General features: G+C 67.5%; 22 protein-coding genes, 2 tRNA genes, 1 other RNA gene and 1 pseudogene. 14 read left to right on the forward strand and 12 right to left on the reverse strand.

The annotated features are described in order from the left end of the window. From rnpB to secG, 5 genes are all read right to left on the reverse strand, one after another. An RNA gene (gene rnpB / locus ABIR74_RS00965) (RNase P RNA component class A) lies at nt 1-284 on the reverse strand; the annotation flags it as partial. 97 nt (nt 285-381) lie between these two features. Then, on the reverse strand, nt 382-594 hold the full coding sequence (locus ABIR74_RS00970) for a hypothetical protein (RefSeq protein WP_348174742.1): 213 nt from the start codon (nt 592-594) through the stop codon (nt 382-384). Beyond that, nucleotides 591-1,229 (reverse strand): transcriptional repressor LexA, encoded by a 639-nt coding sequence (gene lexA / locus ABIR74_RS00975; RefSeq protein WP_348174743.1) that lies wholly within the window; start codon nt 1,227-1,229, stop codon nt 591-593. The genes ABIR74_RS00970 and lexA overlap by 4 nt, the downstream gene beginning before the upstream one ends. A gap of 339 nt (nt 1,230-1,568) precedes the next feature. Further along, nucleotides 1,569-1,652: transfer RNA gene (locus ABIR74_RS00980), tRNA-Leu, on the reverse strand. A 20-nt stretch (nt 1,653-1,672) separates the two neighbouring features. Continuing rightward, nucleotides 1,673-1,894 carry a preprotein translocase subunit SecG gene (gene secG, locus ABIR74_RS00985; RefSeq protein WP_348174744.1) on the reverse strand — a complete coding sequence of 74 codons (222 nt, stop codon included), beginning with the start codon at nt 1,892-1,894 and terminating at the stop codon, nt 1,673-1,675. Between the two features lie 35 nt (nt 1,895-1,929). Between secG and ABIR74_RS00990 the strand changes: the two genes are divergently transcribed. Continuing rightward, nucleotides 1,930-2,163 carry a hypothetical protein gene (locus ABIR74_RS00990; RefSeq protein ID WP_348174745.1) on the forward strand — a complete coding sequence of 78 codons (234 nt, stop codon included), beginning with the start codon at nt 1,930-1,932 and terminating at the stop codon, nt 2,161-2,163. On the opposite strand, the gene ABIR74_RS00995 is transcribed toward ABIR74_RS00990, so the two are convergent. Genes ABIR74_RS00995 through ABIR74_RS01005 form a run of 3 tightly spaced genes read right to left on the reverse strand, consistent with a single transcriptional unit; the run spans nt 2,099 to nt 5,410 of the window. Further along, nucleotides 2,099-3,118, reverse strand: a complete 1,020-nt coding sequence (locus tag ABIR74_RS00995) for a glycosyltransferase (protein ID WP_348174746.1) — start codon at nt 3,116-3,118, stop codon at nt 2,099-2,101. The genes ABIR74_RS00990 and ABIR74_RS00995 overlap by 65 nt on opposite strands. Nucleotides 3,119-3,146: 28 nt before the next feature. Beyond that, nucleotides 3,147-4,721: a methylmalonyl-CoA mutase family protein gene (locus ABIR74_RS01000; protein ID WP_348174747.1), complete on the reverse strand. Its 1,575-nt coding sequence runs from the start codon at nt 4,719-4,721 to the stop codon at nt 3,147-3,149. Nucleotides 4,722-4,753: 32 nt separating this feature from the next. After that, nucleotides 4,754-5,410: a GntR family transcriptional regulator gene (locus tag ABIR74_RS01005; protein WP_348174748.1), complete on the reverse strand. Its 657-nt coding sequence runs from the start codon at nt 5,408-5,410 to the stop codon at nt 4,754-4,756. Nucleotides 5,411-5,470: 60 nt separating this feature from the next. On the opposite strand from ABIR74_RS01005, the gene ABIR74_RS01010 reads away from it, so the two are divergent. From ABIR74_RS01010 to selB, 6 genes are all read left to right on the forward strand, one after another. Then, nucleotides 5,471-6,109: a molybdenum cofactor biosynthesis protein MoaE gene (locus ABIR74_RS01010; protein WP_348174749.1), complete on the forward strand. Its 639-nt coding sequence runs from the start codon at nt 5,471-5,473 to the stop codon at nt 6,107-6,109. 55 nt (nt 6,110-6,164) lie between these two features. Further along, nucleotides 6,165-6,818 (forward strand): site-2 protease family protein, encoded by a 654-nt coding sequence (locus ABIR74_RS01015; protein WP_348174750.1) that lies wholly within the window; start codon nt 6,165-6,167, stop codon nt 6,816-6,818. Beyond that, nucleotides 6,815-7,501 carry a TIGR00730 family Rossman fold protein gene (locus tag ABIR74_RS01020; RefSeq protein ID WP_348174751.1) on the forward strand — a complete coding sequence of 229 codons (687 nt, stop codon included), beginning with the start codon at nt 6,815-6,817 and terminating at the stop codon, nt 7,499-7,501. The genes ABIR74_RS01015 and ABIR74_RS01020 overlap by 4 nt, the downstream gene beginning before the upstream one ends. After that, on the forward strand, nt 7,498-8,301 hold the full coding sequence (locus tag ABIR74_RS01025) for a purine-nucleoside phosphorylase (protein WP_348174752.1): 804 nt from the start codon (nt 7,498-7,500) through the stop codon (nt 8,299-8,301). The genes ABIR74_RS01020 and ABIR74_RS01025 overlap by 4 nt, the downstream gene beginning before the upstream one ends. A 118-nt stretch (nt 8,302-8,419) precedes the next feature. Beyond that, nucleotides 8,420-9,730 carry an L-seryl-tRNA(Sec) selenium transferase gene (gene selA, locus ABIR74_RS01030; protein ID WP_348174753.1) on the forward strand — a complete coding sequence of 437 codons (1,311 nt, stop codon included), beginning with the start codon at nt 8,420-8,422 and terminating at the stop codon, nt 9,728-9,730. Further along, nucleotides 9,730-11,466, forward strand: a complete 1,737-nt coding sequence (gene selB, locus ABIR74_RS01035) for a selenocysteine-specific translation elongation factor (protein ID WP_348174754.1) — start codon at nt 9,730-9,732, stop codon at nt 11,464-11,466. Before selA ends, selB begins: the two co-directional genes overlap by 1 nt. Nucleotides 11,467-11,489: 23 nt before the next feature. Here the strand turns inward: selB and ABIR74_RS01040 are convergent, their stop codons facing one another. Beyond that, nucleotides 11,490-11,699 (reverse strand): hypothetical protein, encoded by a 210-nt coding sequence (locus ABIR74_RS01040; protein ID WP_348174755.1) that lies wholly within the window; start codon nt 11,697-11,699, stop codon nt 11,490-11,492. Between the two features lie 99 nt (nt 11,700-11,798). Continuing rightward, nucleotides 11,799-12,044 (reverse strand): carboxymuconolactone decarboxylase family protein, encoded by a 246-nt coding sequence (locus tag ABIR74_RS01045; protein WP_348174756.1) that lies wholly within the window; start codon nt 12,042-12,044, stop codon nt 11,799-11,801. An 88-nt stretch (nt 12,045-12,132) separates the two neighbouring features. Here ABIR74_RS01045 and ABIR74_RS01050 point away from each other — a divergent pair, with 88 nt between their 5' ends. Then, entirely contained in the window at nt 12,133-12,480 is a 348-nt protein-coding gene (locus tag ABIR74_RS01050; protein WP_348174757.1) for a DUF5684 domain-containing protein, read from the forward strand. Between the two features lie 44 nt (nt 12,481-12,524). Next, nucleotides 12,525-12,617: transfer RNA gene (locus ABIR74_RS01055), tRNA-Sec, on the forward strand. Between the two features lie 375 nt (nt 12,618-12,992). Here the strand turns inward: ABIR74_RS01055 and ABIR74_RS01060 are convergent. After that, nucleotides 12,993-13,271: a hypothetical protein gene (locus ABIR74_RS01060; protein WP_348174758.1), complete on the reverse strand. Its 279-nt coding sequence runs from the start codon at nt 13,269-13,271 to the stop codon at nt 12,993-12,995. 148 nt (nt 13,272-13,419) lie between these two features. On the opposite strand from ABIR74_RS01060, the gene ABIR74_RS01065 reads away from it, so the two are divergent. Beyond that, complete coding sequence (locus ABIR74_RS01065) at nt 13,420-15,114, forward strand: BTAD domain-containing putative transcriptional regulator (protein WP_348174759.1); 1,695 nt, start codon at nt 13,420-13,422, stop codon at nt 15,112-15,114. Here the strand turns inward: ABIR74_RS01065 and ABIR74_RS01070 are convergent. Continuing rightward, entirely contained in the window at nt 15,107-16,033 is a 927-nt protein-coding gene (locus tag ABIR74_RS01070) for a BMP family ABC transporter substrate-binding protein (protein WP_348174760.1), read from the reverse strand. The genes ABIR74_RS01065 and ABIR74_RS01070 overlap by 8 nt on opposite strands. Before the next feature lie 109 nt (nt 16,034-16,142). Between ABIR74_RS01070 and ABIR74_RS01075 the strand changes: the two genes are divergently transcribed. The 4 genes and pseudogenes from ABIR74_RS01075 to ABIR74_RS01090 form a co-directional block, all read left to right on the forward strand. After that, nucleotides 16,143-16,337 carry a transposase gene (locus ABIR74_RS01075; protein WP_348174761.1) on the forward strand — a complete coding sequence of 65 codons (195 nt, stop codon included), beginning with the start codon at nt 16,143-16,145 and terminating at the stop codon, nt 16,335-16,337. A gap of 19 nt (nt 16,338-16,356) precedes the next feature. After that, nucleotides 16,357-16,602, forward strand: coding sequence for a hypothetical protein (locus ABIR74_RS01080; RefSeq protein ID WP_348174762.1), 246 nt, complete (start codon nt 16,357-16,359; stop codon nt 16,600-16,602). A gap of 1 nt (nt 16,603) precedes the next feature. Then, nucleotides 16,604-16,921 carry a type II toxin-antitoxin system PemK/MazF family toxin gene (locus ABIR74_RS01085; protein WP_348174763.1) on the forward strand — a complete coding sequence of 106 codons (318 nt, stop codon included), beginning with the start codon at nt 16,604-16,606 and terminating at the stop codon, nt 16,919-16,921. A 431-nt stretch (nt 16,922-17,352) separates the two neighbouring features. Continuing rightward, nucleotides 17,353-17,642: pseudogene (locus ABIR74_RS01090) on the forward strand (IS110 family transposase); the annotation flags it as partial.

The following is a 17,642-nucleotide window of genomic DNA, read 5'->3' on the forward strand; positions in this document are numbered from 1 at the left end:
CCCGGTTCCTCGGCGGGCCGCGTCAACGGAACCTGCTTCGCCTTGCACCGGACGGGGTTTGGCTAGCCGCCGTGTCACCACGGCGCTGGTGGGCTCTTACCCCACCGTTTCACCCTTACCGGAGCCGAAGCTGTCACCAGCCACTGCACCGGCGGTCTCCTTTCTGTGCCACTGTCCATCGGCTTTCGCCGTCTGGGGTTTCCCCAGCGTCCTGCCCTTCGGTGTCCGGACTTTCCTCGAGCGTTGCGCCGAAGCGGCACGCCCGCGGTCACCCGGCCTGCGCCACCGAGGGTAGCGCGTTCGGGCTGTAACGGCGCGGTGTCGAAGGCGGGCACCGAGGCATTACCGATCGGGCTAAGCCGGTCGCCCGCTTGGTCTCGATCAGCCGGTGTGTGCGACCGTCGGGAGCGCGAGCTCCGGGACGGCGTGCCCCTCAGCGAGGATGGACTTGCACTCGGGGCACGCGATGGCCAGGCCGTACGCACCCGACATGTGCAACACGAACTCGCTGCACACGGGGCAGGCGAGACTCGCTCCGCGCGCGAGTGCGACGAGCTCCTGGTCGAGCGTCCGGGCGAGGGGCGTAACGGTCATCGCAGGCTTCGGAACACCCCTACGACTTTGCCCATCACCTGGACGTGATCGGCATAGATCGGCTCGAGGGCACTGTTCTCGGGCTGCAGGCGGATCCGACCGCTCTCGCGGTAGAACGTCTTCACGGTCGCCTCGTTGGCTCCCTCGTCGTCACCGACGAGCGCCACGACGACATCGCCGTTGGAGGCGTCCTCCTGCTTGCGTACGACAAGCGTGTCGCCGTCGAGGATGCCCGCCTCGATCATCGAGTCGCCGCGGACGGTGAGGAGAAAGTCGGCGCTACGCCCGAGCGGCTCCGGAACCGCGATGCGCTCCTCGACGTTCTCCTCCGCGAGCAGCGGCGAGCCGGCCGCGATCTGGCCGAGCAGCGGCAGTCGCTGGATCTCCTCCACCGGCTGCGACACGGGCACCGGGGGCGCCATCGTGCGGTGTCCGATCAGGTCGAGCGCGCGCGGCTTCGACGGATCGCGTTTCAGCAGGCCTGCACGCTCGAGGTTTGCGAGGTGCGCATGCACGGTCGACGGCGAGGCGAGGCCGACGGCTTGACCGATCTCGCGAACGGTCGGCGGGTAGCCGTGGCCATCCGTGTACTCGACGAGAAACTGCCAGATCTCCTGTTGCCGTACGGTCAGCATGGTGCCTCCGAGGTGGGGTGTCCGAACACGTGTTCGTGATCAAGAGTACGGATCCTTCCGGACAGCGTCAAGTCTTTGGCGGCTGATACCGCCAATGACTTGACGGCTCGTAGGGGCGATGCGCACCCGCGCGGTAGCGCGAGTGAGCGTCGCCCTGGTTCGGTGTACAGAGCCGCTCTGTCCGACCTTGCGCATGCAGTCCGGATCGGGGCGCTGGTCGAGACCGTGTCGCGGGCGAGGCTTGCCTCGCCGGGGGCTCGGCGACGCCTAGCCCCTACGGGAACGGCGTGCGATGTTGAGATGGGGGCCTAAAGAGCTGGCCCCCATCTCAACATCACATGCGCTGGAGAGGACTTGAACCTCCACGGGGTTGCCCCCACAAGGCCCTCAACCTTGCGCGTCTACCAATTCCGCCACCAGCGCGCGGCGCGATTGTACCCCGACTACGCGAGCAGTCGGTAGAGGATCACGGTGTTCACGAAGAAGAACACCGCGATCAACGTCGTCAGGCGCGTGAGGTTGCGCTCGACGATGTGCGTTCCTCCCTGCGACTGCGGCGTGAATCCCATGCCACCGAAACCGGCTTCACGGCCGGAATGCATCAGCACGAGCGTCACGAGCGCCGCCGAGACGAGAACCTGTAGGACTGCAAAGAAGGGGACCATCGCCGCTGGATCGTACCAGCGGTACGCTCCCTCCCATGGGCGCTCCCGACGACGGCCGCGCGAAGATCCAGCGTCTTCTCGTGACCGGCGACACCCGACTGAAGCAGGGCGTCGCGACGGCGAAGGTGCGGGAGAGCTACCTGGCGGCACTCGAGGCAGCGAAGGAGTCAGGCCTCGAGGATGCAGTCGGACCGCTCGTCGAGCTCAGGCTTGCCGACCTAGACGCGCGCGAAGCAGGAGCTCCTCCACCCGTTCCGCCTGCCGCCTGACGTCGTGCGCCTCGGCGGCGTGGCGGGCCGCGACGTTCGGCCGCGGCAGCCCGGCCGCCTTCTCGAGGGCCGCCTCGAGGGCATCGTCGTCGGCCGGATCGACGAGCACGCCGGCCTCGGGCGGGACGAACTCGGGTGGGCCGCCGATTCGTGTCGCGACCACCGATCGGCCCGATGCAAGCCCTTCCAGGGTCGAGAGGCCGAACGGCTCGATCATGCTTGGCTGGCAGACGACGTCCGCCGCGGCGAACCACGCCGGAACGGCACCATGGTCGACCGTACCCTCGAGGTGGATGCCTGGTCGACCCTCGAGAGCACCGCGCAACGGCCCGTCGCCCACGAACGCGAGAGATCCTTCCCCTCGGCGCTCGAATGCCCGGGCGAGACCGAGGACGTTCTTCCGTTCGCTGAGCGATCCGACGCAGACGAACGCGGTGCCCTCCGGCGACCATCCGATCTCGGCCCGGGCAGCCTCGGCAGAACAGACGGAGAACCGCTCGAGGTCGACCCCGCAGTCGATCACTGTGCTCTTCCGCTGCGCGCCGGGAACGACTTCGACGAGACGGTCGAGCAGCCACGAGGAGACCGCGACGACGGAATGAGCCCTGCGCACGGCGAGGCGGGTCGCCTCGCGGACGGCACGGTTGTTGCGTGCGTTCTCGACATCCTGACCGTGAGCCGTCAGGACGAGCGGCGTACGCCCTGCGATCGCAGCGAGGAGCCCTGCCGGAACGAGAAAGTGTGCGTAGACGACCTCGGGGCGAAACCGCCGCGCCTCGCGTACGACGTCGAGCGCAAGCCTCGCGTGGCGACTTCGCCCGCCCGTACGATCGACTACGGCCCGCGCAAGCTCATGGCCGCGGGCCTCGAGCTCCCGCTCGAGGGTGGCGACGAAGGATCCGAGGGCCGGCGTGTCCGGTCCGGGGTACATCTGCGAGACGAGCAGGATGCGCACAGCAGGAGCCTACTGAGCCTGATGACGCTCAACGTCCGTCGTAGGTGCCCCAGAGCTCCCGCAGCGCACGGCAGATCTCGCCGACCGTGCAATGGGCACGAAGGGCGTCGCGCATCGGAGGGAGGAGATTGGCGTCGCCGGATGCCGTCTCTCGCACGCGGGCAAGCGCGCTCGACGCGTCGGCGGCGTTTCTCCCGGCACGTACGCCGGCCGTGCGCTCGCGTTGCCGCTCCTCCCCGGCCGGGTCGACCCGGTGAAGCTCGATCCGTTCGGACGAGTCGTCCGTGAACGCGTTCACGCCAACGATCACCCGACCTCCCGCCTCCACGGCTTGCTGGAACCGGTAGGCGGTCTCCTCGATCTCGCCCTGGACGAAGCCCGCATCGACCGCTGCGACCGCACCCCCGAGATCGTCGATTCGCTCGATCAACGCGAGCGCCTCGCGCTCGAGCTCTGCGGTGAGAGCCTCGACGTAGTAGGAGCCGCCGAGCGGGTCGGCGGTGTCCGTCGTGCCGGCCTCGTGCATGAGGATCTGCTGGGTGCGCAGGGCGATTGTCGCGGCATGCTGGCTCGGGAGCGCGAGCGCCTCGTCGAAGCTGTTGGTGTGCAACGATTGAGCGCCACCGCAGACGGCCGAGAGCGCCTGGATCGCCACGCGGACGACGTTGTTCTCCGGCTGTTGCGCTGTCAGCGTCGAGCCGCCGGTCTGCGCGTGGAACCGGAGCGCCTGCGCCTTCGCGGTGGTCGCGCCGAACCGGTCGCGCATGATCGTTGCCCACATCGTGCGCGCAGCCCTGAACTTCGCCACCTCGACGAAGAAGTCGTTGTGCGCGTTGAAAAAGAACGATAGCCGTGCTCCGAAAGCGTCCGGCGAGAGGCCGGCCGCGACGGCGGCGTCGCAGTACGCGATTCCGTTCGCGAGCGTGAACGCAAGCTCCTGTGCTGCAGTCGATCCTGCCTCGCGAATGTGGTACCCGGAGATCGAGATCGTGTTCCAGTTCGGGATCCGCTCCTCGCAGTAGGCGAAGAGATCGGTCGTCAGGCGCATCGACGGACGCGGCGGGAAGATGTAGTTGCCCCGCGCGATGTACTCCTTGAGGATGTCGTTCTGTACCGTCCCGCGGAGCGCCGTTCCGGGAACGCCTTGCCTCTCAGCCACGAGCTCGTAGAGCAGAAGGAGCAACGCAGCCGGGGCGTTGATCGTCATCGACGTGGAGACCTCGTCCAGCGGAAGCCCACCGAGCAGAAGCTCCATGTCGACCAGCGAGTCGATCGCGACGCCGGTGCGGCCCACCTCGCCGACAGCGACGGCGTCGTCCGAGTCGTAGCCCAGCTGCGTTGGGAGGTCGAAGGCGACCGACAGCCCCGTTTGCCCCTGTGCGAGGAGGTAGCGATAGCGTTCGTTCGACTCCTCCGCCGAGGCGAACCCGGCGTACTGCCGCATCGTCCACGGCCGGCCCCGGTACATGTCCGGATACGGCCCGCGAGTGAACGGGAAGGCTCCGGGCGGCGCCGGCTCGTCAGCGGGTGCGTCGGCTGCTCGGTAGAACGGCTTTACGTCGATTTCGGAACCGGATTGCGGACGGTCGGGAGTGCTGGCCATCTCTCGATCCTACGCCGGCGGCGAGTCGGCACCTACAGCACCCCGCCGGCGCGCTCGATCGCCTCGAGGGCGATTCGCTTGCCCGACTCGATGTGCGCTCGAATCGCCAGCTGCGTCGCGGCGAGGTCGCTCGCGTCGAAGCCGTCGACGATCGCGCGATGCTCGCGGGCGAGGAACTCGCCGCCCTCGAGCTTGCCGCCGCGGATCACCTGCATCATCAGATTCACCGAGAGCTGGCGATACACGTGCGAGAGCATCCCGTTGCCCGCGAGGTCGATCTGGAACTCGTGGAATGCGGCGTTGGCCGCGTCCCAGTCCCCCTGGGAGATCGCCTGCTCAGACTCCTCCATCAGCTCCCGAGACCGGGCGAGCTGTGCGGGCGGGACGAGGCCGACAGTGCGCTCCGCAGCGTGCAGCTCGAGCGCGAGACGGACGTCGTACCCGTCCCCAACCGTCTCCGGTGTGACCGGCGTCACGTAGTAGCCGCGGCGGGCCTTGACGGTCAGCAAGCCCTCGGAGACGAGGCGGGTCAGCGCGTGGTGCACGGGGCTGCGTGAGACGCCGAGCTCGGTCGCGAGCTCGTGCAGGCTCAGCTTCACACCTGGTCCGGGATCACGCTGCAGAACACGGTTGCGCAGCGTTCCGTAGACCTGCTCGTTGAGGTTCGTGCGCGGGAGCATCGTCGCCATACGCCAGATGTAACATGACAGCCCCCACGTTCCGCAAGCCACGGCGGATACCCTGACCTCATGAAGGTCACAGTTCGCCTGTTTGCAGGACTCCGTGAGCTCGCCGGGACGCGCGCGCTCGAGCTCGACGTCCCTGCCGGGGCCGTTGCCGCGGACGTCTGGTCGGCTCTCGACCTCGGAGAGGAACCCGCAGGCTTGCTCGTGGCGATCAACAAGAGCTATGCCGAGTCCGACACAGCGCTCTCCGAGGGTGACGAGGTGGCGCTGATCCCTCCCGTTTCGGGCGGCGCGTTCCGGCTCTCCGAGCTCCAGCTTTCGCTCGATGATGCCGTTCGGGAGGTGGCATCCGACGACGCGGGCGCGATTGCCACGTTCACCGGAACGACGCGCGCGCGTTCGCGCGGCCGCGAGGTGGTGCGGCTCGAGTACGAGGCCTACGAGGGAATGGCAGAGGCGGAGATGGAGCGGCTCGCCGCCGACCTGAAGACGCGGCACTCGCTGATCGAGATCGCCATCCACCATCGCGTCGGCATCGTGGGGATCGGCGAAACGAGTGTCGTCATCGCTGTCTCGTCGGCTCACCGGGGCGACGCCCTCGCTGCGTGCGCCGAGGCGATCGACACGCTCAAGGCCTCGATCCCTCTCTGGAAGAAGGAGATCTACGTCGGCGGTGAGGAATGGATCGGTCAGGGCTCATGAGCACCCATCGGGTCATGGCGGCAGGCGGCAGCTCGTCGCCCGGGTTGCGTCCGTCATGAGCGGTCTGCTCCCGGAGGAGTCCGCAGCTCGACCCCGTCGCGCCGGCCTGGGTCGTATCGTCGCGCCGTTCCTCGTCACCGGTGCAGTGCTCCTCAAGGTTGCCGGCGCGCTGAAGTTCCTCGGCATCTTCGTTGCCGTGGGTGGGTACGCGCTGATCTGGGGCTGGCGCTTCGCGGTCGGGTTCGTCCTCCTTATCCTCGTGCACGAGCTGGGGCATTACGTCGAGGCGAAGCGGCAGGGCCTCAACCCACAGATCCCGGTCTTCATCCCGTTCCTCGGCGCCTACGTCGCTCTCCGGAATCAGCCGTTCGACCCCTGGCGGAATGCGCTCGTCTCGGTCGCAGGCCCCGCCGCCGGCGGCGTCGCCGCGCTCGCGTGCCTCATCTACGGCACCGCCGTCGATTCCGACCTCTTCCGAGCGCTCGCGTACTTCGGATTCATGCTCAACCTCATCAACCTGATCCCGATCGGATTCCTCGACGGCGGCCATATTCTTCGTGCCTGGCGCGTTCTCAAGGCGGGCGGTGGCCGCCCGAACCCGGCGGACGCGCGGCGACTCGGGACGATCGTGGCGGCGTACACGGTCGCTCTCATCGCCGCACTCGCGCTCGGCATGGTGGCCTCCCACGTCCCGCAGACGCGCCTGTGAGGCCCGGCGAGTTCGACCGACGGCTCCTGAGGCGCCGACATGAGACGCTCGCAAGCGATGTCTCGCTGATCGCCTCGGAGTTCCTCGGTGGCTTCCAGCTGGTGCAGCAGATCGACCGGCCGGCAGTATCGATCTTCGGCTCGGCACGCGTCGGGGAGGAGAACTCCGTGTACCGGCTTGCTCGTGAGACCGGAGCCCTCTTCGCCGCCGATGACTTCGCCGTCGTCACGGGGGGCGGGCCGGGCGTGATGGAGGCGGCCAACCGTGGCTGCCAGGAGGCCGGTGGGCTCTCGGTCGGCTTCAACATCGAGCTCTCCCACGAGCAGGGGCTCAACCCGTACTGCGACCTCTCGATGACGTTCAACCACTTCTACGCGCGCAAGACGATGTTCGTGAAGGCGGCCGAGGGGTTCGTCATCTTCCCCGGCGGATTCGGCACGCTCGACGAGCTGTTCGAGTCGCTCACGCTCATCCAGACCCGCAAGATCGGTGGCTTCCCCGTCGTGCTCTTCGACGCCTCATACTGGTCGCCGATGCTCGACTGGATCCGGACCCGCATGCTCGAGGACGGCCTGATCGCCGCGGCCGATCTCGACCTCGTGCACGTTACGGACCTGCCTTCCGAGGCAGTCGACTGTGTCGTTTCTCGCTATGACGCCCGCGTCGCCGAGGGGTCGGCATGATCGACGCGGCCGTGACGGCGATCCGCGAGAGAACGCCGCTCGTGCCTCGCGCCACGGTGATTCTCGGCTCGGGTCTCGGCGGCTTCGCGGGGGCCGTCGAGGATGGGGTCGAGATTCCGTACGGGGAGATCCCCGGCTGGCCCGTCTCCACTGCGCTCGGGCACTCGGGCACGCTCGTGATCGGTACGTTCGCGGGCGTTCCGCTCGCGGTCATGAAGGGGCGGGCACATCTTTACGAGGGCCACAGCGCCGAAAAGGCTGTCTTCGGCGTGCGCGTGCTCGGACGGCTCGGGTCCGAGGTGCTCGTCGTCACGAACGCGTGCGGTGGGGTGCGGGAAGATCTCCGGCCCGGCGATCTCGTGCTCGTCTCCGACCATCTCAACCTTCAGGGGACATCGCCGCTGATCGGGCCGAACGACGACACGCTCGGCCCTCGTTTCCCGGACATGAGCAACGCGTACGATCCTGCCTTGCGTGCTCTCACGCATGAAGCGGCGGCGCGCGTCGGCCAGACGCTCTCGGAGGGCGTCTACGCCGCCTGGCTCGGGCCTGCGTTTGAGACGCCGGCCGAGATCCGGATGATCCGGGTTCTCGGCGCCGATCTCGTCGGCATGTCGACGGTGCCCGAGGTGCTCGCAGCCCGCCACATGGGGCTTCGCTGCCTTACCATCTCGTGCGTAACGAACATGGCGGCGGGCATCCTGCCGGAGCCTCTCGACGCCGAGCACGTGCTCCGCATGGGCGCGCAGGCTCAAGGCCGGCTGACGGCTCTGCTCGCTGAAGTTCTGCCCGCCCTGTAGATCGCTACACAGCTTCAGCCCTACCGGGTTTGTGTGCGGCGCCGGGGAACGTGCCTCCCCGATCCCTCGCGACCCTCAGGGCAGCCTGGAGGCGCACCCATCCACCTACACTTCGGGTGTGGCGCCCTCACTCCGAACGCTTCCGTCTGTCGACCGGCTTGTTGCCGACTCTCGCCTGACCGATTCCTCGCATGCGCTCGTCGTGGTGGCAGCGCGCGCTGTCCTCGAGCGCGCTCGCGCCGCAATCAGGGAGGGTCGTGACCCGGGCGACCTCGTCGAGGCAACCCGCGCGGAGCTCGCCGCGGCCGGCCGACCGTCGTTGCGCCGCGTGCTGAACGCGAGCGGCGTTCTCATTCATACGAACCTCGGGCGTGCGCCACTTGCGCAGGCGGCGCTCGAACGTGTCGTCGAGGTGGGTGGGAGCTACTCGAATCTCGAGTACGACCTGGAAGCGGGCGCCCGGGGCTCGCGCCAGGATCATCTCACCGTGTTGCTGCGCGAGATCATCGGTGGAGAGGCGTCTCTCGTCGTCAACAACAACGCCGCAGCGGTGATGCTCGCTCTCGCCGCGCTTGCGGAGGGCCGCGAGGTGCTCGTCTCGCGCGGTGAGCTGATCGAGATCGGCGACGGCTTCCGCATTCCCGACGTCCTCGCTCGCTCGGGGGCTCGGCTCGTCGAAGTAGGCTCGACCAACCGCACGCGCGCCGCCGATTACGAGCGTGCGATCGGCCCCGACACAGCGCTCATCCTCCGCGTCCACCAGGCGAACTTCCGAGTCGTCGGCTTCACGGAGCAGCCGTCGCTCCACGAGCTCGCCGCCATCGCGAGAAAGGCGGGGCTCCCGCTCGTCGACGATCTCGGCTCCGGCGCGCTCACGGCGATCGGCGACGAGTCGACGGCCGCCGCGAGTCTCGCCGCCGGTACCGATCTCGTCTGCTTCTCGGGTGACAAGCTCCTCGGCGGCCCGCAGGCTGGGATCCTCGTCGGCCGAGCAGATCTCATCGAGCGCCTGCGTCGCCACCCTCTACAGCGTGCTTTGCGGGCAGACAAGCTCACGCTGGCTGCGCTCGAAGGAACGCTTGCGCTCGCGCTCGACCCTGCGCGCGCGCGCGCCGAGATCCCGGTTCTGCGCATGCTCGACGAGCCGGCCGCGTCGGTGAGGAAACGCGCGGAACGCTTGGCGGAGCTCGTCGGCGGCGAGGTCGAGGAGACCGTTGCGAAGGCGGGCGGCGGCGCGCTCCCACTCGCCGAGCTCCCGAGTTTCGCCTGCGCGATCGAGGAGGAGCTCTTCGACCCGCTTCGCCTCGGCGACCCGCCCGTGGTCGGGATCGTGCGCGACGGCCGCCTGCTCCTCGATGTCCGGGCGCTCACCGCCGACGAGGTCGACGAGGTTGCAGAGGCCGTCTCGGCCGCACGCACGGACCTTTAGTGGCGCTCACCGTCGGGACCGCCGGCCACATCGACCACGGCAAGACGTGGCTCGTGCGGGCGCTCACGGGCAAGGACACAGACAGGCTCCCCGAGGAGCAGCGCCGAGGGATCTCGATCGACCTCGGCTACGCGCCGCTCGAGCTGCCCGACGGCCGTCGACTTTCGCTGATCGACGTTCCCGGCCACGAGCGGTTCGTGCGCACGATGGTGGCGGGCGCGACCGGGATCGACATGTTCCTGCTCATCGTCGATGCGGCCGAGGGTGCGCGTCCGCAGACGCTCGAACATCTCGCGATTTTGCGGCTCCTCGGAGTCGAGCGGGGCGTTGTCGCTCTCACGAAGGCGGACCTCGTCGACGAGGAGACCCTCGAGATCGGCATCGAGGAAGCGCGAGACCTTGTCCCGGGAGTCGAGGTCATTGCGGTGAGCGCCAAGACCGGAGCAGGGCTCGACGACCTCCGGGCGGCGCTTGGGCGTGTCGCTGACGAGTCGCCCGCGCGCGACGTGGATGGTCTCGTCCGGCTCTACGTCGACCGTGTCTTCACGCTGCGCGGGATCGGAACGGTTGCCACCGGGACGCTGTGGTCAGGAACGATCGCCGAAGGCGACACGTTGCGGATCGCGCCGCGCGGGGGCGATGTCCGCGTGCGCTCCGTGCAGGTCCACGATGCGGCCGTCGAGCACGCAAGCGCGGGCGAGCGAGTCGCGCTCGGCCTTCCCGGAATCGAGCGGGACGAGCTCCACCGCGGCGACGCGCTCGTCTCGCCGCATGCCTTTCCGATCTCGTACCGCCTCGATGTCGAGCTCCAGGAGCTCGTGCCGATCGAGAGCGGCGCGCGCGTCTCCGTCCATCACGGCACGTCTCGCATTCCTGCCCGCATCGCTCGCGTCGGCGGCCGCCTGGCCCAGCTTCGACTCGAGGCGCCTGTTGTCGCCGCGCGTGGCGACAGAGTCGTCCTGCGGGGGGAGACGACGCTCGGCGGGGCGACCGTGCTCGATCCCGCTCCGCCACGACGCCTCGTGGCTGAACGGCTCGAGCTCCTCGAGCAGGGCGATCCGGCGTCGATCATCTCGGCCACCGTCACCACTCCCGTCTCGATCGACTCACTCGCCGCCCGCGGGCTGCTCTCGCCGGCCGAGCTCGAGGAGGGGCTTGCCGCGGTGATCCAGGCAGGGGGTTGGGCGTTCTCGCAGGAGTGGCTCGACGAGACGAGCGACGCCGTAGCAGCACGTCTGCGCAGGCGAGCCGACGAGTCTCCACTCGAGCCGGGGCTTGCGGTGGCGGAGTTGCTTCCGGCAGAGCCGTGGGCAGGAGCCGTGTTGCCGTTCTTACCGGTCGAGCGGCGGGGAGCGATCGCCTACCTGCCCGGGGTCGCGGCATCGCTCGGGGAGCGAGCCGAGGCGGCCGAGGCACTGCGCCGGGTCCTCGAGGGCAGCGGACTCGCGGCCATCAAGCCCGATGATCCAGAGCTTGCCCGGTTCCTCGAGGCGGAAGGCGACCTCGTGCGCGTCGGCGACGGGTTCGTTGTCTCGGCCGCAGCGTACGAGCGTGCCCGAGAGCTCGTTGTGGTGGAGTGTGGCGCAGCCGGAGAGATTGTTCTTGCCCGCTTCCGCGACCTCGCGGGTGTCGGCCGCCGTGACGCTCAACTGCTGCTCGAGCGACTCGACCAGGACGGCGTCACGCGCCGCCTTGGCGACCGCAGAGTGCTGCGGCGAGGCGCGGCGAGCGGCTGAAGGCACCGTCGCTTTCCTGCGGACTAGGTGATGCGCCCCGCCCAGTCCGGTTCGTCCTCGACTCCGACACCTTCTGCCACGCGGTTGATGTAGTTGAAGTACGAGATCACCTGGATGGCGTCGTGGATGGCCGTGTCGTCCCAGCCGTGGTTGCGGAGTTCGTCCGCGTCGGCGAGGCCGACAGACGATGGCGCCTTCGTCAGCTTGACGGCGTAGTCGCACAGAGCCCGCACGCGTGGCTCCAGGTCGGCCTTGCCGTAGTCGTGCGCCGCATGTCGCGCGAGTTCGTCATCTGCGCCCTCAGCACGGAGGTCGTCTGCGTGCGAAAGCGTTCAGTAGTGGCAGTCGTTGGCGCTCGAGGTGACTGTCGCGAGTAGCTCCCGCTCGGCTCGGCTCAGGCCCGAAGGCCCGAACATGATCGTCTTGTACATCGCCATCGAGGCCTGGAGCGTCTCCGGGCGGGGACTCATCGCCTTGACGATGTTGAAGATCTTCCCGGCGCGACCGATTGCGGCGTCGTACTCGGAGGCGAGGAGCCCTGAGGCCTCGTCAGGCTCCGTCAGTCGGATGTGCGGCATGGCGCGATCCTACTTCCCGAGCGGCGCGTCGTCCGCCTGACAAACCATGATCAGGCTGACTCGGTATCCCTGCTTGGAGGCGCACGAAATGAACGGAATCTGGTGGATCATCTATCTCGCATTCATCATCGCGGTGATTGCGGGTTGGTGGATGATGTTCGAGAAAGCTGGCGAGGCCGGCTGGAAGTCGATTATCCCGATCTACAACATCGTCATCCTGTTGAAGATCGTCGGCCGAGAGTGGTGGTGGGTGCTGCTCATGCTCATCCCGTTCGTTGGCTTCATCATCTGGATCATCGTGGCCATCGACCTCGCCAAGGTCTTCGGACGTGGCACCGGCTTCGCGATCGGTCTGATCTTCCTGACGCCGATCTTCGCCCTGATCCTCGGCTTCGGCAGCGACACCTACAAGGGAGCGCCGGCCCAGGCCGCGTAGCCCGCCGCTCTGCCCGACCCCGGACCACCGGTAGCCTCTGTCGCGGAGCGGCATGGGCCCGGTGGCCCAGCGGGTCTTCAAAACCTGTGCGGTGTGGTAACCCCACGCTCGGTCGGTTCGACTCCGGCGCCGCTCCGTTAAGCCCTCGCCGGCTTCCTCGGAGGCGTGGCGGCGGGCTCTGCAGTCGTACCGTTTCGAATCGGCTTGCCGCCTGAGACCGTTCGAGGCCGCGCGGGACGGCGGCACACTGTGGCACGATTGTGGCAAGGGTGTCCCAGGGAAAACCGTTGATCCGTGTCGTCATCCTCGCCGGTACGGTTCTCTCCGCCACCTGACCCTCGATCATCGGAGTTAACCCGCGAGCAATTGTGCGATTGCGGAGCAGGCGTGGAACCTCCAATAACAGCCGATGGACAGGGTGAAATGCCCTCTAGCCGGCGGGGGATGGTTCGCATCCCATCCCCCGCCGAAGCGCTGTGGCTGGCTAGCTTGCCGTTTGGATTCACCAGAAATCACGCTCCGGCTTGTCTCCCCAGGTGGTACTTCCGATTGAGGGCTTCGCTGCGGATTGCGAGCGCCTGGGCCCACTCTGGTGTCGCCTCTGCGGCCGCCCGCTGCTCAGAGAGGCCGAGGTGGTACTTCCGGTTGAGGGCTTCGCTGCGGATTGCGAGCGCCTTCTGCCATCCGGGCTCCACCCGGTCCGTTCTGACCGTTCCTCCGGCGAGCGCGACGCCCGAGATCGCCACGGCGACGACGATGACGATGGTAATGGCAAGCTTCTGTCCGAACACGATGCCCTCCCTTGTCGCCCGGCGCCACTATGGCGGCCCGGAATTCGACAAGTCTTGGCAATGCCGCCCAGAGATCGGTTTGGCTTGGTAAGGCGCCGGTATGGACGGGTTGCCCAGGCTGGTAGGCTGGCTCGCCAGGGATGGTGACGTGAATTTCGACATCCTCGGTCCGTTCGGCATCCGCGATGCGGAAGGCAGCGAGATCCGGATACCGGCGGGGCGTGAACGGTCGCTCCTCGTCCTCCTTCTCATCAATCGCGGCGAGGTGGTTTCGACCGACCGAATCGTCGAGGCGCTCTGGGGCGATCAACCGCCCGAAACTGCCGCGAAGGCCGTCCAAGGCTACGTTTCGCACCTCCGCCGCATTCTCGAACCGGGCCGGGACGCGGGCGGGAGTGATGGGCTTCTGCTCACACGCGCGCCCGGGTACGTCTTGCGGGTGGATGCCCACGCTGTCGACGCAATCCGGTTCCAGCAGCTAGCGTCGGGCGGCTCCAGGGCCCTTGAGGAGGGAGCAATTGCCGAGGCCGCAACGGCGTTGGAAGAGGCGCTGGGCCTCTGGAGGGGTCACGCGCTCGCGGATTTCGCCTTCGACGACTTCGCGCAGGGAGAGATTCACCGTCTCGAGGACCTCCGTCTCGGCGCTCTAGAAGACCAGGCCCACGCGCTCCTCCAACTCGGCCGCAACACCGAGGTTGTTGCGGGACTCGACGAACTCGTCGCAGAGAACCCAATGCGAGAGCGCCTACGGGCGTCCTTGATGCTCGCGCTCTACCGCACCGGCCGGCAGGCCGATGCGCTCCAGGTCTACCGTGACGGTCGTAGGGTGCTGGCAGGCGAACTGGGGCTCGAGCCCGGCCCCGAGCTCCAGCGGCTGGAGCAGTCGATCCTCGCACAGGATCCAGACCTCGACGGGGTCAACCGACCCTCTGTCGCACCGCGCCGCCGAGTGTCGTCACATACCGAGGCGCACGTTCCTCCCGACTCAGTCGCCGTGATCGATCCGCAGCGCTCCCGAATCGTGGGCCACGTGCCCGTGGGCCGAAGGCCTGTCGCCATCGCAATCGGGCACGGCTCGGTCTGGGTCGCCAACGCAGACGATGGAACGGTCTCCCGCATCGATCCAGATCGCCACGAAGTCATCAGGACGATCGGAATCGGAGCACCGGCCATAGACCTCGCTGTCTCCACCGATGCGGTCTGGGTGGCAAACGGGAGCGCCGGCACAGTCTCTCGCATCGATCCCAGCGCTGACACCGTCGTCGAGACAATCGACCTGAGGGGCACGAGCGACCTTGTCTGGAACCCAACCTACGCTGTCGACGCCGATGACGAGTCCGTCTGGATCGCCACGGGTCCTCACCACGTGCTCCGCGTCGACCCAACCACGAACGAGCCCTCCGCGATCATCGACGTCGGTCATGTACCGGTCGGCGTGGCACTGGGGCAGGAAGTACTCTGGGTCGCGACAACCGCCGGCCGAGCCCTGCGGATCGAGCCGCACACGAACACAGCCACAGCCGAGGTGGCCATCGGGGACCCCGTCGCGTTGACCGCCGGCAGGCAGGCTGTCTGGGTCTCTGACACGCGAGGACAGGTCTGGCGCATCAACCCGGACACAGGAACGGTGACTCAGACGACCCCGGTCGGCGGAGGGCTCGTGGGCATGTGCGCGACGGACGGGGTGGTACTCGCGGCCAACAACGCCGACGGCACCGTCGTCCAGATCGACCCGCAGGACGGTCGAGTTGTGGGCCTCATTTCGCTCGGCCACGCGCCGACCGACGTGGCATTTCTGGACGGGACAGTCTGGGTTTCGATACAGAGCGAGAGCGCTATTTGACCGAGCTCGTGATCGGGATCTTCCCGGCAATGATCCCGGCCCTGACGTCCTCGAGCTCGGCCTTGAAAGAGCTGGGCACGGCCGCGCTGATCGTGCCGAGGCCGACACCGCCGTTCTTGAGGGAGAAGCGGGACGTGCGACCGGTCTCGAGCGTCCCGCGCGCGAGCGCCTCGATCGTGTCGAACACGGCCACGTCGAACCTCATCAGAGCGCTCGTCAGTATGTGCGGACCGAGATGGGATTGGTCGACATCGACTCCAATACCCCAGATTCCATGCTCGCTTGCCGCCTCCAGCGCCCCGAGTCCGCAGGCGTCGGCGACCTGGAACACCACTCGCGAGCCCTTCGCGATCTGGCTCAGAGCGACCGACCTGCCTTTCACCGGGTCGAGGAAGTCGTCGGTGTAGCTGTTCAACGTCGTAACGCGTGGATTGGCGCCTCTCGCGCCTGCCTGGTAGCCGGCAATCCACCGCTCGACGGTCGGCACCCGCTCGCCGCCGACCGAGCTGATCACCTCCTCCCCGGGAGAGAGCGTCAGCACGAGCGCAGCCAAATGGCCGGCCAGATATCCGGCTTGCTCTTCGCTGAACGCGAGGCCCAGGACGTTCTTCGGGCGATGCGCCAGCTCGTCGTGGGCGACGTGGATGATCGCGAACCGCGTTTCGGGACACCCGGTGGCGACTCTGTCGACCGCGGGGGCCGCAAGGGATCCTGTCGCGATGACGAGGTCGTACTTCTGTCGCGCGAGAAGTGAGAGGCTAGGGACAAAGCCTTCCTTCGGGGCCGGTGTCAGCACTCGCCCTCTGATCCCCAGCTCTCGGACTGCCCGCTCCAGCCCGAGGTAGGCCCCGTGGTTATACGGGTTGTCGATGCCTTTCGGCTCCATGACGAGTCCGACTCTGGGGCGCCTTTCGCTCACCAAACCAGTCTCATCATGTCCGATACTCGTTGCCTGCATCGTGTGACGGGGTCGTAACAACCTATCCACACCGATAGACTGTTGCCTATTCAGACGATACGCTCGCTATGTGGTGCGTTCTTCGCGGATCGAGCATGCCGGTGGTGTCTTCCGCGTCGTTGCGCGTGGGAACGAGCGCGCTGCCGTCTTTCGGGATGATCTCGATCGGGAGCGGTTCCTCGAGATCCTCAACGACGTGGCCGAGCGGTACCGCTGGCAGGTGCTTACGGACTGTCTACCAAGAAGACTGACGTTTGTAGCATGATTCGTGCTACGTTCTCATGGTGTCGCGTTCCCTTCATGTGCGTCTCGACGATGCCTCCGCAGCGGCGCTCGAGATCGTCAGGGCCGGCGGGATGACGGACTCGGAGGCGGTGCGGACGGCGTTGCGCGAGGCGGCGGCGCGGCGCCGGGTGCGTTCTGCGATCCGCGAGGAGGTACTCGAGCTCGCAGGCGACGAGCACGATCGGCACGAGATGAGCCTGATCCGGGAGCAGCTCGCCGAGCTAGCACCGGCATCGGTGGACTGACGTGGTTCGGGGTGAGCTGTTCCGCCTGCCCGCCCCTCGCGGCATTCGTGGTCGCGAACAGCAGGGGGCGAGGTATGCCGTCATCGTTCAGGCCGACGAGTTTCTCGGCCTCAGCACCGTTCTCGTCGCACCGACCTCGACGGGCGCACGGCCCGCGAGCTTCCGGCCGGTGATCACGCTCGATGGGACGACGACGCGCGTGCTCGTGGAGCAGACCACCGTCGTTGACCCGCAACGGCTCGGCCGCTCGGCCGGACGCCTCGAGGCGGGCGAGCTCCGCGCTGTCGATGAGGCGCTCGTCCTCGTCCTCGGGCTCTGACGACGGGTTCGAGATCGCCGACTACGGACCCGGGCGTCAGATCTCGCGATCATGCACCGATCGCGCATGCCCAAGAGCGAGAGTACGACTCCGGCACTCGATGGCCCGACTGCGCCGTGAAACGTGCTCATGCGTGAATGCGAGACCTGACTGTGATGATCTGGGCGGTTCCGTCTGGGGCCGTTGCCAGGGTGGTGCCGGTGCTCTCCGTCTGTGACTCGAGACCTGACTGACCCTCTTCGGGGGTGTCTTCCCGGTGATTTGTCCGGGCGGAGAGAGCCGGTGCCGGTCTGGCGCCCGCTTGCTGGCCTGATCAGAAGCCTGTCCACCCTGTGGGGTGTGACCCGTCACAGTCTTGCCGCTCGCGGTTCTCATCCCCAGACCGACACCGGATCTGTTTCCCCCAACCCGGAGAGCTGGAGGTGACGAGGATGGTTGCAGACGAGCTGGACTACGTGATCGGTGTTGATCCTCATCGGGACAGGCACGCGCTCGCGGTCGTGCGGGTTCCCAACGGAGAGGTCGTGATCGAGACGGACGCGGCCGCGACAAGCGGTGGCTACAAATCTGTGCTCGGGTTCGCGAAGCAGAACGCGCCTGGTCGGCGTGTCTTCGCGATCGAAGGAACGGGCTCCTACGGGAAAGGCCTCGCTCGCTTCCTGAGCGGGCAGGGAGAGCGCGTGCTCGAGGTCGGCAGGCTCAAGCGCAACGATCGCCAAAG

It is taken from the genome of Gaiella sp. (assembly GCF_039915195.1).
Classification (GTDB): domain Bacteria; phylum Actinomycetota; class Thermoleophilia; order Gaiellales; family Gaiellaceae; genus Gaiella.